At 48.3% G+C, this 15188-nt stretch carries 13 protein-coding genes; 11 read left to right on the forward strand and 2 right to left on the reverse strand.

Going from position 1 to position 15188, the window contains the following annotated elements:
- The 3 genes from galT to F3H20_RS15245 all read left to right on the forward strand — a co-directional run bounded on the left by galT (nucleotide 1) and on the right by F3H20_RS15245 (nucleotide 3618).
- A complete protein-coding gene (galT, locus tag F3H20_RS15235) occupies nucleotides 1-1500 on the forward strand; it encodes a UDP-glucose--hexose-1-phosphate uridylyltransferase (protein WP_149735764.1) in 1500 nt (499 codons plus the stop codon).
- A 2-nt stretch (nucleotides 1501-1502) separates the two neighbouring features.
- Nucleotides 1503-2552 carry an aldose epimerase family protein gene (locus tag F3H20_RS15240; protein ID WP_149735765.1) on the forward strand — a complete coding sequence of 350 codons (1050 nt, stop codon included), beginning with the start codon at nucleotides 1503-1505 and terminating at the stop codon, nucleotides 2550-2552.
- A gap of 79 nt (nucleotides 2553-2631) precedes the next feature.
- On the forward strand, nucleotides 2632-3618 hold the full coding sequence (locus tag F3H20_RS15245; RefSeq protein ID WP_149735766.1) for a LacI family DNA-binding transcriptional regulator: 987 nt from the start codon (nucleotides 2632-2634) through the stop codon (nucleotides 3616-3618).
- Between the two features lie 57 nt (nucleotides 3619-3675).
- On the opposite strand, the gene F3H20_RS15250 is transcribed toward F3H20_RS15245, so the two are convergent.
- Nucleotides 3676-5448 carry a PAS domain-containing sensor histidine kinase gene (locus F3H20_RS15250; protein ID WP_149735767.1) on the reverse strand — a complete coding sequence of 591 codons (1773 nt, stop codon included), beginning with the start codon at nucleotides 5446-5448 and terminating at the stop codon, nucleotides 3676-3678.
- Nucleotides 5449-5778: 330 nt separating this feature from the next.
- Here F3H20_RS15250 and F3H20_RS15255 point away from each other — a divergent pair, with 330 nt between their 5' ends.
- A complete protein-coding gene (locus F3H20_RS15255; protein WP_149735768.1) occupies nucleotides 5779-5958 on the forward strand; it encodes a hypothetical protein in 180 nt (59 codons plus the stop codon).
- Between the two features lie 54 nt (nucleotides 5959-6012).
- On the opposite strand, the gene F3H20_RS15260 is transcribed toward F3H20_RS15255, so the two are convergent.
- A complete protein-coding gene (locus tag F3H20_RS15260) occupies nucleotides 6013-6513 on the reverse strand; it encodes an HD domain-containing protein (RefSeq protein ID WP_149735769.1) in 501 nt (166 codons plus the stop codon).
- 292 nt (nucleotides 6514-6805) lie between these two features.
- Here F3H20_RS15260 and F3H20_RS15265 point away from each other — a divergent pair, with 292 nt between their 5' ends.
- From F3H20_RS15265 to F3H20_RS15295, 7 genes are all read left to right on the forward strand, one after another.
- On the forward strand, nucleotides 6806-8092 hold the full coding sequence (locus F3H20_RS15265; RefSeq protein WP_149735770.1) for a globin-coupled sensor protein: 1287 nt from the start codon (nucleotides 6806-6808) through the stop codon (nucleotides 8090-8092).
- A gap of 470 nt (nucleotides 8093-8562) precedes the next feature.
- Nucleotides 8563-10155, forward strand: coding sequence for a nitrite/sulfite reductase (locus tag F3H20_RS15270; RefSeq protein WP_149735771.1), 1593 nt, complete (start codon nucleotides 8563-8565; stop codon nucleotides 10153-10155).
- 109 nt (nucleotides 10156-10264) lie between these two features.
- Nucleotides 10265-11842 carry a ClC family H(+)/Cl(-) exchange transporter gene (locus tag F3H20_RS15275; protein WP_149735772.1) on the forward strand — a complete coding sequence of 526 codons (1578 nt, stop codon included), beginning with the start codon at nucleotides 10265-10267 and terminating at the stop codon, nucleotides 11840-11842.
- A gap of 185 nt (nucleotides 11843-12027) precedes the next feature.
- Nucleotides 12028-13137, forward strand: coding sequence for an ABC transporter ATP-binding protein (locus F3H20_RS15280; protein ID WP_149735773.1), 1110 nt, complete (start codon nucleotides 12028-12030; stop codon nucleotides 13135-13137).
- A 16-nt stretch (nucleotides 13138-13153) separates the two neighbouring features.
- Nucleotides 13154-13795, forward strand: coding sequence for an ABC transporter permease (locus tag F3H20_RS15285; protein ID WP_149735774.1), 642 nt, complete (start codon nucleotides 13154-13156; stop codon nucleotides 13793-13795).
- A 21-nt stretch (nucleotides 13796-13816) separates the two neighbouring features.
- Nucleotides 13817-14707 (forward strand): ABC transporter substrate-binding protein, encoded by an 891-nt coding sequence (locus F3H20_RS15290; protein WP_149735775.1) that lies wholly within the window; start codon nucleotides 13817-13819, stop codon nucleotides 14705-14707.
- Nucleotides 14708-14954: 247 nt separating this feature from the next.
- Nucleotides 14955-15188 (forward strand): transposase (locus tag F3H20_RS15295; RefSeq protein ID WP_149733300.1); only part of this gene is annotated, 234 nt, incomplete at its 3' end.

The raw sequence follows: 15188 nt of genomic DNA on the forward strand, positions 1-15188 counted from the left end.
ATGAATATCTATCAGGCTGTAAACGAGCTGGTAGCCCGTGCGGTGGCCGTGCAGCTCATCACCCGGGAGGATACTGTCTATGCCCGCAACCGAATTCTTCATCTGTTAAAAATTGATGATTTTCAGGAAACGGAGGGTACTGACAGCGAAGGGAGCATTCCGGAACTGCTGGATTTTCTTGTCGGTTATGCCTGTGACCATAAATTAATCGAGGATGTTTTTGACCAGCGGGATATTTTGTCCAGTCAGATTATGGATTGTTTTATTACCCTGCCCTCCGTCATTAATGAGCGGTTTTATGCTAAGTTTTCCCGCAACCCCCAGGAAGCTACCGATTACTTTTATGCACTCAGCCAATATAGCAATTATATTCAGACCAGGCAGATTGCCCGGAATATCAATTATAAAGCGGCGACCGAATATGGGGAATTGGATATTACCATTAATTTGTCCAAGCCGGAAAAGAACCCCAAGGATATTGCCAGGGAAAAACTGATGAAGAGTTCGAACTATCCACGCTGCCTGTTATGTGTGGAAAATGAGGGCTACGCAGGACGGGCCGGTCACCCGGCCAGGGCCAATCACCGTCTGATCAGATTACGGCTTGGCGGTGAGCCCTGGTATTTCCAGTATTCTCCCTATGTATATTACAATGAACATTGTATCGTTCTGGCCGGCGAACACCGGGATATGAAAATTGACCGGCAGACCATGGAGCGGTTATTGTTGTTTGTTGACTTCATGCCGCACTATTTTGTCGGCTCTAACGCCGATCTGCCGATTGTGGGCGGCTCCATTCTGTCCCATGACCATTATCAGGGCGGCCGTTATGAATTTGCCATGGCTAAAGCGGCGGACGAATACCGGTTTATGCTGAGGGACTTTCCCCTGCTGGAAAGCGCTATTGTAAAATGGCCCATGTCGGTTATCCGTCTGCGTGGCGAGCACATGGCGGATATAGTGAGCGCTGCCGATCATATTCTGGCGAAATGGCGCGCTTACAGTGATGAGGCTGCTCATATTCGGGCCTATACCCAGGATACTCCCCACAATACTATCACTCCGATTGCCAGAAAAAGAGGGAAAATGTGGGAACTTGACCTGGTGCTACGGAATAACCGGACGACCGAAGAGCATCCAATGGGAATTTTTCATCCCCATGAGGATGTGCAGCACATAAAGAAAGAAAACATCGGCTTAATTGAAGTTATGGGGTTGGCTGTACTGCCGGCCCGGCTGGAGTGGGAACTGAAAGAAGTGGAACATTTTTTGCTGGGGCGGGAGCATCGGGTGGCGGATTACCATCTTGCCTGGGCTGAAGAACTGGCGCAGCGGTATAAGGGGACAGTGACTCCGGACAATGCCGAAGCCATTGTTCGCCGGGAAGTGGCGGCTAAATTCTTGCGTGTTTTGGAGGATGCCGGGGTATTCAAACGGAATGAGGCAGGAATGGCGGCGTTCAAGCAATTTATTGCCACCTTGGGAACGGAGGGATGCTGATTATGCAGATCAAGAGAGAGGACTACGGTTTAGTGGACGGCCAAACGGTATATCGCTACCTCCTGAGCAATCGAAACGGAATGAAAATGACCTGCCTGAACTATGGCTGTGCCATTACCAGCCTCTTCACACCAGACCGGCAGGGAAACTATGAAAACGTTATTCTCGGTTTTGCCGATTTGGCCGGATATCAGGAGAATGTTCCCTGCTCTGGTGTCGTGGTCGGCCGGGTGGCCGGGCGGATCAGGGAAGCTGCTTTTGAATTGGCAGGAACGACTTATCAGGTGACGGCAAATAGCGGTCCTCATCATCTGCATGGCGGTCATCCCGGCTTCAGTCATGTTGTGTGGCAAAGTGAGCCGTTCCTGCAGCAAGACCGCTGCGGCGTTCGTTTTGCCTATACCAGTCCCGATGGAGAAGCGGGATATCCGGGGACACTTGCCGCTCAGGTGACCTATACCCTGATCGACACCGATGAATTGATCATTGAGTACCAGGCGCAGTCCGATAAAGATACGCTGTTTGTTCCCACCAATCATATGTATTTTAATTTAAGCGGCGGCCTGAAACGGGATATTTTGCAGCATACGCTGCGGTTAAATAGCAGCCGTTTCACCGAATTGGACGCTGATTCGCTGCCGACCGGCCGCCTGCTGGAGGTAACAGGCACCGTATTTGATTTTCGTCAGGGACGTGTATTGGCCGACGGAACTGTGGCGGACCATCCACAAAGCCGGTTGGTGAAGAATGGCTATGACCATGCTTTTGCTTTAGACGGCGGGACTGCGGCTCAAATGGAACTCTATGATGCCGCCAGCGGGCGAATTCTGCAGGTACGCACCGACGCCCCCTGTGTGGTAGTGTATACCGGCAATCAACTGTCTGATACGCTTGTCTTTACGGAAGGCCATTCACGGCGTTACCTGGGAGTTTGTCTGGAAACACAGGGATTTCCCGACGCCATTCATCACCCGCAGTTTCCTTCCGTTGTGCTGCCGGCCGGACAGTTATTCCGGTCGACGACTACCTATGCCTTCCGCCTTAGCCGGTAATCGCGCCGGGCGTATTAATTTGCCGGAAAGAGAGAAAGTCAGCCGGAACAGCGACTGACAGGGAAAGAAAGGAGATACGATGGCAACCATTAAAGATATAGCGGACAAAGCAGGTGTATCCATTGCCACTGTATCCCGGGTATTGAATTATGATATGACCTTGTCGGTCAGTGACGAGACTAAAAAACGGGTATTTGAGGCAGCGGAGGAGCTTTCCTATGAAAAGCGGACGCCCCGGAAGTCCGGCGTTACTAAAATAGCCTTAATTCATTGGTATACCGAGGAAGAGGAATTAGACGATGTCTACTATATGTCGATTCGTCTGGGCATTGAGCGGCGGTGCAAGCAGCAGAACGTGACGATAGTCCGACCGTTGCAGGACCCGGCCGATTTGGCCAGGGAGAATGTTCAGGGGATCATCGCGGTAGGAAAGTTCAGTCAAAGTGAAATTGCCGTTCTGCAAGACATTACCGCCCATTTGGTTTTTGTGGATTTTCTGCCTGCCGGGGACCGGTTCGATGCCGTAGGCATTGATTTTGATTTGGCAACCCGCAAGGCTTTGGATTATTTTTTAGCTAAAGGCCATCAAAGGATCGGCTATATCGGCGGCCGGGAGCTTTTTAAAGACCGGACGGCGGAAATTGAAGATCCTCGCGAGGCGGCCTATAAGGCGTATTTGAAAGGCAAGAAAATGTATGACGATTCCTATGTCTATGGCGGCCGGTTTTCAGTTAATGATGGCTACAGTTTGATGAAAAGGGCGATCGAGGAGCATGGAGATAATTTGCCGACAGCCTTTTTTATCGGCAATGATTCGATGGCTATCGGCTGCCTGAAAGCACTGGGCGAAGGCAAGATCGCCGTGCCGGAACGGGTTTCCGTTATCGGCGTCAACGATATCAGTATTGCCAAATATCTTTCTCCTTCGCTAAGCACGGTTCGGATCGACACTGAGCTGATGGGGGAGACGGCGGTTGATTTGCTGCTGGAACAGTTAAGCGGCAGGCAGGTGGCTAAGAAAGTCACTTTAGGCACCGAACTGCTGATCCGGCAGAGCAGCTTGTGATAAACAAATAAAACTGGCTTGCGGGCAGGAATGCCGCAAGCCAGTTTTATTTGTTTATCACTCCAGCACCGGAAAGGAAATGAAAAAGGTGGTGCCGTCAGGCGTGCTGTGAATATCAATCGAGGCACGGTGCTTTTCGGCAATGTGATAGCAAACCGACAAGCCTAATCCGGTTCCCTCTTCTTTGGTAGTAAGGAAGGGGGTGCCCAGATTATCCAGCACATACGGATCGATACCGGTTCCCTGGTCTTGAATGGATAGCAGGGCCCTTGCGTCAACGGTATATGTCCGGATGGTCAGGCTGCCTTTGACCGCCATAGCCTCCAGGCCGTTTTTTACCAGGTTTAAGAGCAATTGGCGTATTTCTTTTTCGTTGCAAAGAATGTCGGGTACCGGCTCGGTGATAATTTCTAAATCGTGCCCCGACTGCAATGCGTCGGTTTGCAGCAAGGGCTGCAAACTATGAAGTATTTGATTCAGATTGCCGCGCTGCAGCGTGAATGTCGGAGCCTTGGCCAACGATAAGTATTCCGTAATAATCTGATTGGCCCGGTCCAGTTCAGAAATCATAGTGGCAAGCTGATCATGATACTGGCGGAAATAATCCTTGCCGTGAAACATTTGCAGATAACCCCGGACGGTAGTCAGGGGATTGCGTACTTCGTGACCGATACTGGCGGCCATTTTACCAATAATATTGAGGATGTCCAGCCGGGCGACCTGAAACTTCAGCTCTTTGATTTCCGTTATATCGGTAAACGTTGTTAGAGCGCATTTGTGAAGGCCTAAGGTAATGATTTCGGCTGAAATTAAGACGGTAAACGTCCTGGCTTCTTTTGTGGTAATTTGCAGTTGATAGTTATGGATCTTTTTGCCTGCTTCCAGGCTTGTTTGCAGATAGACGGCTTTTTTTTTGTCATACCGCAGGCCGATGTCGTGAGGCTGTTTGCCGATAATTTCGCCGTAAGGCAGATTGACTGTTTTTATAAAACTTTCATTTACGTCAATAAAATTCCGGTTGGTTAAGGAGATAATCGCCATCATACTGGGGTTTTTGCGAAAGGCCTTGCAGAATCTTTCCTCCAACTGTTTTTCCTTCGTTGTCTCATGGATAATAATTAGCAGGCTTGTTACCGTCTGATTATCCCCGTATTCCGGGCAAATTTTAAAATGAAAATAGCGGATAATTCCGCGGCTGTCACGGTAACGACCTTCCAAAGTGGTTGCTTTACCGGTATGAAAGATATCCAGCAACTGGTCCCGGCCGGACTCGTAATTTTCAAAATGAGAATGAAGTTCTGACCAGGTTTTTCCTAAAAGCTCGTCTACCGGTGTCTGGGCAAGGGGACGATTCAAATAAATCAGACGGAGTTCACGGTTCAAACGGGCAACGACATAAGGACAGCTCTCAACCAGTGTCTGATAGTTTTGTCTGCAATGTTGCAGTTGATCTTCCAACTGTTTTTGCTCAGCTATTTTGCGGAGCCGAATCATAACCGGAGCGGGAGTGCCGGCGTCAGGCAGGGACTCACAATGTATTTCACAGGGAATGAGGGCACCGTTCTTGTGGCTGAGAAGGCATTCTCCCTGAAAGGACCCGTCCTGATCCCGTTGAGTAAGAACGGCAAGCAAGGAAGCATGAAAGTCGGCAGCCGGTGAACCGGCTGCTAGCCAGGATAATTCCTCCTGGGTGTAACCGAGTAAAGCGTAAATGGCCGGATTTGCATCCATAAGTTGTCCGGTGGGAGACATTAGCAGAACGCCGTCCGGATAACGGTCAAATAACAATTTATAAAGCGGAATAGGAGTGAATTGGCTCTCTGGCTTCATGCTGTATTGTCACCTCTTGTCAGAATCAAAAGCAATTATGGTAACCACTTCGTGGTCCTTTTTCAGATATCCTTTGTTACTCAGGAAAATGCTGCTGCCTGAGGCTATAAAAAAATTACTTTACTCAGCAAGATTAATTTTACAAAAATGGAATTTTTTAATGTATAAGTTAAAATTAAACAAGGAAAAAAATGTATTTTGACGAAATTCTATTGGTAAAGCTTGGGCAAGGTAGAATACTGTCGTATTATAAGGTTTTGTGAAAAATCGACAGAAGAAAACTGCTCATATGACAAAAAAGTGATATGTGAGATGAGGAGGGTTGGAGGTATGGGCAAATTTTCTCAGGAAGTAATTGACGAAATACAGTGTATTTGTGATCAAATAAATTCCGAGGATATTCCCACAGGGGAGAAACAACAATTATACCAACGGCTGGAGTTGATTTATGAGCAATATTTTGATGAAATAAAGAGAAATATGGCTGCCGCTTTAAAAAAACAGCTTTGATCCCAGGACACCGCATAATAATAGCAGTGGTGTTAGGCAATAGTTAAAATTCAGTTACGCAGAAAAAGAAAACATACTGTTTAGTAAAGTACGGCCGGTTGAGGTTTTGAAATACTTATGGTAAATACTTTCGATTTGTGGCTTGGTCAGGCGATCTTCCTCAATATTTACCAGGAAGTCCGCTTCAATCAATATCTGGAAATCCTGGCCGTCAATCGCGGAATAGGTATGATGATGGCCGATTAAATAAGCAATTCTTTTCCAAACGGGCTGAGGCAGCTTGAGGTCAGCCAACAGCTCGCCGGCTACGGCAGGGCCTTCTTTTTCCTGATATGGCCCGGCGCTGGAGTTATATTTGGCCTCGCTGACTTTGATGCCGATATCGTGCATTATCGCCGACAGCTCTACAATCTCCAGGGAAGGAGCAGGCAGCCCTTCGTTTTCGGCAATGCACTTGGCAAAGCCGTAAACCTTTAAAGCGTGATTGATTCGCCTGGTATCTCCGTCAAAATAGGTAATCATTTTTTGGATAGCGATGCCTGTGTACTGCGCCATATAACATCTTCCTCCTGTCTATTGAGTTGGGGCTAATGCATATTCTTTCTTTATTATGACATAGATAACAGGATTTGTCATAATTCTGGCGAATATTGTCCGTTAGAGTAATTTTTTGTTGGTTTCATTTTCCGGTCTGACAACGGTTGACAGCGATACAGATTACTTTTATCGGCTAGCAACCTTTCTTTATGCGGAGTTTTATAAAACCGCCGGAGAAGAACAGGCAGCAGAGCAGTCGGAAAATATACCGTCAATTATTTAGTACAACATAAAACTAGGAGGAGTCAGCATGTTCGGTAAAAGCAAATCGTTTGCACAGCCGTCGGCAGGAGTGATTCAGGTAGCTGTAAAGGTAGAAAAAGCTTTTTTAGGGCTGAATCAGGAAACAATCGGATATTTGCAATGTTTACAGCCCATTGTGGACAAGCATGGTGATGTGATTACCACCAATTTTTATGCCCGTTTAACCCAGGTGCCGGAAGTGGAACAGTTTATCAGGCAGCATTCCAGCGTGGCTCAGTTAAAGAAAACTTTCCGTGAGTTTTTAAATGTTCTTTGCCGGACTACTTTGGATGAAGCAGTCCTGGCGCATGTGGAGCAGGTCGGCCATATTCACAACCGGATTAAATTGCCGGCCAAATGGTTTGTCCTGGCCATGGGCGCCCTGAAGCTGGAGTTGTTTCCGTATATTTTCCAGGAATACGGTTCAGATTTGGCCTATGTGCAAAAGGTGATTGCGGCAACCGAACAAATGATTCAGCTGGTAGAAGCGCATACCAATCAGGCCTTCATTGACGCTTTGCTCAAAGAAGTAGATCGTAAGGATGCGCTGGAACTGGTCATGCGGGAGCAAGCGGCTCTGGTGGCGCAGGTCCAGGAATCCAGTCAGACCCTAGCGGCAACCGCCCAGGAAACTTCAGCCTCGGCTTCCCAGATGGCCCATGCCGCCGAAAGTATCAAGGATGCTTCCACTGCAGCCAAGCAAGAGGCCGAAGTGGCTAAAGGCACAGCCGCTGAGGGCGAAGAGGCGACGACGCAGATGCTCCGCCAGGTGGCAGCTATGATTAGGACCAACCAGGAAACACAGGTGCGGGTTAATTCCTTGGAAACAACGTCCGATTCGGTAGCCCGGATCGTGGAAACCATTACCGGTATTGCCAGCCAGACTAACTTGCTGGCGCTAAACGCTGCCATTGAAGCGGCACGGGCCGGGGAGGCCGGCCGGGGCTTTGCCGTTGTGGCCGACGAGGTTCGTAAGCTGGCGGAGCAAAGCCGGACTGCCGCCAATGAGATTGTTGAGCTGATCAAGGATAATACCGCCTCAACCAAAGAGGTTGTCGGTGGTATGAATGAGCAGGCGGCCGTACTTGACACGGTTAGTAAGGCAGTAGAGGAGACTTCTTCCCGTATGTCCATGATCATGGCTGCTATCGAAAGTAATTTTGAGCATATGGATCATATCTCTGAATCCGTGACCAGTCTGGCCGTCACTTCACAGGAAATTGAACGGGCATCCAATGAAGTGGCCCGTTCGGCAACCGAGCTGACTGCCATGGTAGAAAACAATCAGTCCTGATAAGTAGTGAGACGGTGGTAGAAAAGCGCTTCGAATAAGGAAACGGATTGCATAGGTTTTTTCGGTAAGCGGTCTGAGCTCACTTTGTCAAAGCGAGAACAGCCCGGACCGGTTATTGTCTGAAAGACTTGGCATACATGCCGGGTCTTTTGTTGTTAAGTGGAACAATTTCCTGCGCAGGGGATGACTGTTAATTTGCCGGACAATTTCTTAACCGGAAAAAGGAATATGTCGATTATGTGAAGAACCTAACAAGTGAATTGACTAAGTGCAATATCAAGACAATGGCAAGTGCTCCGCCATCTGTGAAAGTGCAAATTGATTTTGTGGAGATTTTTTCATAAGACAAGGTGCGGTGCGCCTGTCGGAATGGGCAGGTCAACAAAACCGAAGCCCTGCGGAAAAAGATCTGTAAAGTTATTGTAATCTTAGAGTTGGTGGTCCACGCGCATGGCTAAGGAGGTTACCCTATGGGAGAACAGAAAGAGAAGACTCAAGGACTGAATGCGGCCGAACAGGCCAAACTGGAGAAAGACGGACTTGATGTGGTGCAGGATATCGCCCGTTTTGCCGAACAAGGTGTGACTGCCCTGACACCCGGTGATATAGAACGCCTGAAATGGGTCGGCCTTTATTTGCAGCGTCCCAAAGAAGACGGTAATTTTATGCTGCGGATTAAACTGCCGGGCGGTTTGCTGACGGCTGCACAGGCCAGGGTCATCGCGGAGCTTTCCCGGGATTACGGCAAAAACAGTCTGGATATAACGACCAGACATTCGCTGCAATTTCACTGGATCCGGCTGGAAAGGCTGCCGGATATTTTTGAGAGACTGACTCAGGCAGGCTTGACCACACTGCAGGCGGCCGGCGACTGTCCCCGCGGTATTGTCGTCAATCCTTTGGCCGGTATTGACGCTGAGGAATGTCTGGATGCGGCTCCCTGGGGAGAGGCCTTGTACCAATTTTTCCAAAACAACCGGGATTTTTCCAATTTGCCGCGCAAATTTAAAATTGCCATTACCGGTGCGCCCCACAACTCCATTCAGGCCGAACTGAATGATATTTCTTTCGTGCCTGCCGAAAAGCGGGAAACTGGAAAAATTCTGTATGGTTTTCATGTATTGGTGGGGGGCGGCTTGTCCAGCCAGCCACAGTTGGCAACCGAACTGGATTTGTTTGTCCTGCCGGAGCAGGTGGTCGCCGTGGCGGCGGCTGTTGCCGCTATCTTCCGTGATCATGGTTACCGGGAAAAGCGAAATCATGCCAGGCTGAAATTCTTGCTCAATGACTGGGGCGTGGAAAAATTTACCCAAGAGCTGCTGAGCCGTACCGGTTCGCTGCTGTCGGGCGGCAAGAGAATTGCCGAAACCTGGAATGGGGGTAAGTTTTTTGGCATCCATCCCCAGAAACAGGCAGGTTTTTACTATCTGGGCCTGGCCATTCCCTGCGGCCGTTTAACAGCGGATAAACTGCAGGAGCTGGCCGGTCTGGCGGAGCGCTACGGCGATGGAACTCTGCGGACAACCAATTCGCAGGATATCCTCATTCCAGGAATAGCAGAAACGGTTTTGCCGTCGCTCAAGCAGGAACCCTTGGTGAAAGACCAGCATAAACTGCAGGGAACGATGACGGTGCAGGCGATTACCTGCACCGGTAAGGAATTTTGTCCTTTTGCCATTATTGAGACCAAAGCTTTTGCTGCCGGCTTACTGGCACAGCTGGATGAAGCGTTTCCGGAAAAACTGCCGCTGCGCATTCATGTAAGCGGCTGTGTCCATGCCTGCGCCCAGCCGCAGATTGCCGATATCGGGCTGCAGGGTACGATGGTCATGAGTGATGGGGTAGCCAAAGAGGCGGCGGAAGTCTGGCTCGGCGGAACTTTAGATCAGCAGGGGGAGCTGGGAAGGAAAATAGCGGGCAAGGTTCCTGTGGATCAAGCGGCTGCTACGCTGACTCACCTGCTTTCCCTGTACCGGGATGAGCGGTTGCCGGAAGAACCGTTTGGACAGTTTGTAAAGCGGACCGGATTGTTGGATAAAGCGGTAAATGAATGGAGTAAGTAAGGCCGACACGAATAATTAAGAAAACACACAGACATGGCGACAGCCCATCCCTGTGTGTTTTTAACTTAGATTCTCGATAGTTATTTGCAGTATTTTAAGAAGGGATTTTATGGAGAAGAATAAAAAAGTTAGTAAAGTATATACCTATCTGGCCAATTGGCACGATTTCCGGCTTAAATTGTTTGTTGAAGGAATACTGATCGGTCTGATTGGCGGTCTGATTATTGTGGCTTTTCGTTTTGCGCTGGAACGGGCGGAAGTGCTGCGGCGGCTGATCTATCACGAGTTTCAGGCGGGCCGGGGTGAATTCGTTTTTCTCTGGTTTATTGGATTGATCGGCACTGCCTTTATTTTGAATTGGCTTGTTAAAATCGAACCCATGGCCGGGGGGAGTGGCATTCCGCAAGTAAAAGGAGCCATTTTAGGGACTATGAAAATGAAATGGCTCCGTATTTTGCTGACTAAATTTTTAGGCGGCATACTGGCCATCGGTGCCGGATTGTCTTTGGGGCGGGAAGGCCCCTCGGTGCAACTGGGGGCTGTTGTGGGGCAAGGACTCAGCCGGCTTTTAGGCCGGACCAGAATGGAAGAGAAATACCTGTTGACCAGCGGTGCCAGCGCCGGTCTGGCGGCAGCCTTTAACGCACCGTTATCGGGTGTGGTATTTGCGCTGGAGGAATTGCATAAGAATTTTTCGCCGGCCGTATTAATGTCGGCTCTTGCCGCGGCGGTGACCGCTGATGTGGTTACGCAGTGCTTCTTCGGCTATGGTCCAATATTTCAGTTTTCCACGTTGTACAGCCTGCCTGTACGATATTACGGTATTGTGCTGATAACCGGGATTGTTGTAGGTTTGCTGGGAAACTTATTTAACCGCGGCTTACTAAAAACCCTGAATCTCTATGAAAACCAAACCAGATTGTCCGGTGCGGCAAAGGCTGCTTTGCCATTAATAACGGCCGGAATACTTGGCTTTTTTATGCCTGACATTCTCGGCGGAGGCAATGATCTGGTTAATCAACTGGCAAGCAAACCTTTAGGGTTCTCGTTGCTATTATTGCTTTTTTTCGGCAAATTCTTTTTTACCATGTTAAGCTATGGATCAGGAGTACCAGGGGGCATATTTTTGCCCATGCTTGTATTAGGGGCGTTGGCCGGTAGCTTTGTCAGTCAGACTATGCTTTATCTGGGGCAATTGGAGCCGCAATATACGATGAATATTGTCGTCCTGGCAATGGCGGCCTATTTTTCGGCTGTCGTCAAGGCACCGGTTACCGGCAGTGTGCTGATCATGGAAATGACCGGCTCGTTTAGCCATCTGCTACCGCTCACTCTTGTTTCGATGATTGCCTATCTGGTGGCCGACCTGGGAAAATCCAAGCCGGTTTATGAAGCTTTGCTGGAGCGGGCTTTGCGAAAGCAGGGCAAGGAGGTTGCAGACTTGAACGGGACAAACCGCCAAATTATTGAATTGGTGGTTTGCATGGGATCTGTGCTGGATAAGAAACAAATCAAACAAATTTCCTGGCCGGAGCATTCCCTGCTGGTTAGCATTAAACGGGGAGATATGGAACTGATTCCCCGGGGAGATACCCGGCTGGCCGTTGGCGACTATATTTATGTTTTGACCGAGACGGCCCAGAGGGAGTATTTGGAAGAATTGGCCTCAGAAAAAACAGAAGTTTAATTGAAGGATTTAAAAAAGCGTTTGTTTTCGACGAATAGAGCCCCTAAAGGGGCTCTGTTTTATTTTTTATAAAAAAGCGGCATATTTGGTTAACGGGAAAAATATACTGTAAGGGGTTTACAAACCTACTAACAACTTTTATAATTAAATAAAGTTGTTAGTAAACGCCTGAGAGGAGGAGTTGGATGATATGTTTTGAGCATGTTTCCAAAGACTATGGGACCGGGCAAAGGGTATTACAGGACATCGATCTGCAGATTGAGCAGGGCGAGCTGGTTGTTTTGATCGGTCCCAGCGGCTGTGGCAAAACGACTACCATGAAAATGATTAACCGTCTGGTAACGCCAAGTAGTGGCCATGTGTATATCAATGGACAGGATATCGGCGAAAAAAATCCTGTAGAATTGCGACGCAACATTGGTTATGTCATCCAGAATATCGGGCTTTTGCCGCATATGACCATTGCTGAAAATGTGGCACTTGTGCCCAGACTGAAAAAATGGGAGCCTGAACGTTATATGGCACGAGTCAGTGAATTGATGAGAATAGTACATCTTGATCCTGAGGTGTATGGCGGCCGCTATCCCGCCGAACTCAGCGGCGGGCAGCAACAGCGAATTGGCGTAATCCGGGCGATGGCCGCCGATCCTCCGATTATTCTGATGGATGAGCCTTTTAGTGCCTTAGATCCGATTAGTCGGGAACAACTTCAGGATGAGCTGGTGCGTTTACAGGAGACCATTCGCAAAACCATTGTATTTGTAACCCATGATATTGATGAAGCGCTTAAGATTGGAAACCGGATTTGTATTTTAAACGGCGGGCGGATTGTCCAATTCGATACTCCCGAGCGTATTCTCCGTCATCCGGCCAATGAGTTTGTCAAAAATTTTATTGGTGAAAACCGGTTAAGCCGGGCGGAACCGTATCCGGAGATTGCCGATGTTATGGTTAGACCGATTGTTTCGAATCCGGAGCGGGGATTAGCTGCCGCTATTCGTCTCATGCGGATTAAAAAGGTCGACACCCTGCTGATTGTGGATAGTGTGGGCCGGCTTATCGGTAAATCAAGCGTGTGGGATATCCAAAGCCGCTACCAGGAGGAAAACATAACCTTACAGGATGTCATGCAACAGGCGCAATACGTTGTCCATGTTGAACAGCCTTTGTCGGAAGCCATCCAATTGATCAGTAAACACCGGATTGCCTATTTGCCGGTGGTTGACCGGCAGAATATTTTACTTGGGGTTATTACCCGTGCCAGCCTGGTGGATATTATGGCTGAACAGTTTTAGAAAGTGAGGGGATGGTATGTTCTACAATTTCTGGGGCATTATGCAAAGCCGCTGGGAAGATATTGTACTGGCAGCATCACAGCATATTGAATTAACCATCATTTCTCTGCTGCTTGCCAATTTAATTGCTATACCGGCAGGGATTATTCTAACCCGTTACCGGCGCTGGGCAGAACTGGTTATCGGCATTACCGCCGTATTTCAGACCATTCCCAGTCTGGCCTTGCTGGGGTTTATGATCCCACTGCTGGGAATAGGGACGGTGCCGGCCATTGTAGCATTGACTATCTACGGATTGCTGCCAATTATGCGTAATACCTACACAGGCATACTTGGTGTGTCAGCTTCAGTGGTGGAAGCAGGCATCGGTATGGGAATGACTTCTCTGCAGGTGTTACGGATGGTTGAACTGCCCATGGCCCTGCCGGTCATTATGGCGGGAATACGTACTGCCACGGTATTATTGATTGGGGTTGCGACGCTGGCGGCTCTGATCGGTGCCGGCGGATTGGGCGATCTTATTTTTAGGGGGATTGCCATGGCAAACTCCGAACTGATTCTGGCAGGTGCCTTGCCGGCAGCTTTGCTGGCGCTGGTTTTTGATTATGTATTAAAGAAACTGGAAATATGGGTACAACCCAAAGGAGTACAAAAATAACGGTTGAAAGGAAGTGGGGATATGTGGAAAAAGGTAATTCTTCTGGGCTTGGTAACAGTCATGCTGGCCGGATGTTCACTTTTCGGCACTGGAAGAGGTGACCGGGTGGTAATTGCCGGGAAAAATTTCACTGAGCAAGATATTCTGGTGTATATGATGAAATATATCATCGAAGATAAAACCAAACTTACAGTAGAAACCAAACCCTTCCTGGGAGGAACTAACGTTGTGGCTCAAGCCATCGAGCGGGGGGATATTGATATATATCCCGAATATACGGGAACGGCATTGATTAATATTCTCGGTCAGCCTCTCATCAACGATCCACAGGGTGCTTACGATAAGGTGAAACAAATATATAAGGATGAAAAAAATCTGATTTGGCTCAAGCCTTTTGGCTTTAATAATACCTATACGTTGACCATGCGAGCCGACAGAGCCGAGCAGCTAGGCGTACACACCTTCAGTGATTTGGTTGCCAAAGCAGCTGAATTGCAATTAGGCTGCACCCAGGAGTTTGCCGAAAGGGAAGACGGTTATAAAGGGTTGCAGAAAGCCTATCATATAGACTTTAAGAGCGTGAATGGAATGGATCCGGGACTTACGTATGCGGCCGTCCGGGACGGAAAAGTCGATGTGATTGACGGCTTTTCCACCGATGGGAGGATTCCGGCTTTTGGCCTGAAAATATTGAAGGACGATAAACATTTCTTCCCGCCTTACTATGCGGCACCTGTTGTCCGAAAGGATTTACTGGATAAACATCCGGAAGTGGCCGAGGCGCTTAACCTGCTGGGTGACACCCTGACCGACAAGGATATGGCTGCTTTAAATGCAAAAGTAGATCTGGACAAACAGGATGCCAAAGACGTTGCGAAAACCTGGCTTAAAGAAAAAGGGCTAATCAAATAATCAGCATTCTTTACAGGAGATAGGAGGAGCCTGGCCTGGCCGGCTGCTCCTGTTTTTATTTTTTCAGTCCGGTTTGAAACTACGGGGACAGGCTTCAATCGTTATATAGCGGGCCCCCAAGGGGGTATCTCAATTTCTATTGAGATACCCCCTCAGCTTGTTGAAAAAGTATATAGTATGAAAATGGTTTTTGAGGGTCCATGTAGAATTAATTCTGCATGGACCTAATTTTGTTAGGAGGTAGAGTATGCTTAAAGAACGAGCACCTCAGCAGATGAAATTCGAATTAGTTTGTATTGATCAATTAGTTCCTGAAGATCACCTGCTTAGAAAGATAGATAAATACATAGATTTTTCGTTTATATACGAGAAGACCACCCCCTACTATTGTCAAGATAATGGACGACCACCCGTAGATCCGATTGTCCTTTTCAAAATGATCTTTATTGGCTATCTTTATGGCATCCGTTCCGAGCGACAG

Source organism: Propionispora hippei DSM 15287, assembly GCF_900141835.1.
GTDB classification, from domain to species: domain Bacteria; phylum Bacillota; class Negativicutes; order Propionisporales; family Propionisporaceae; genus Propionispora; species Propionispora hippei.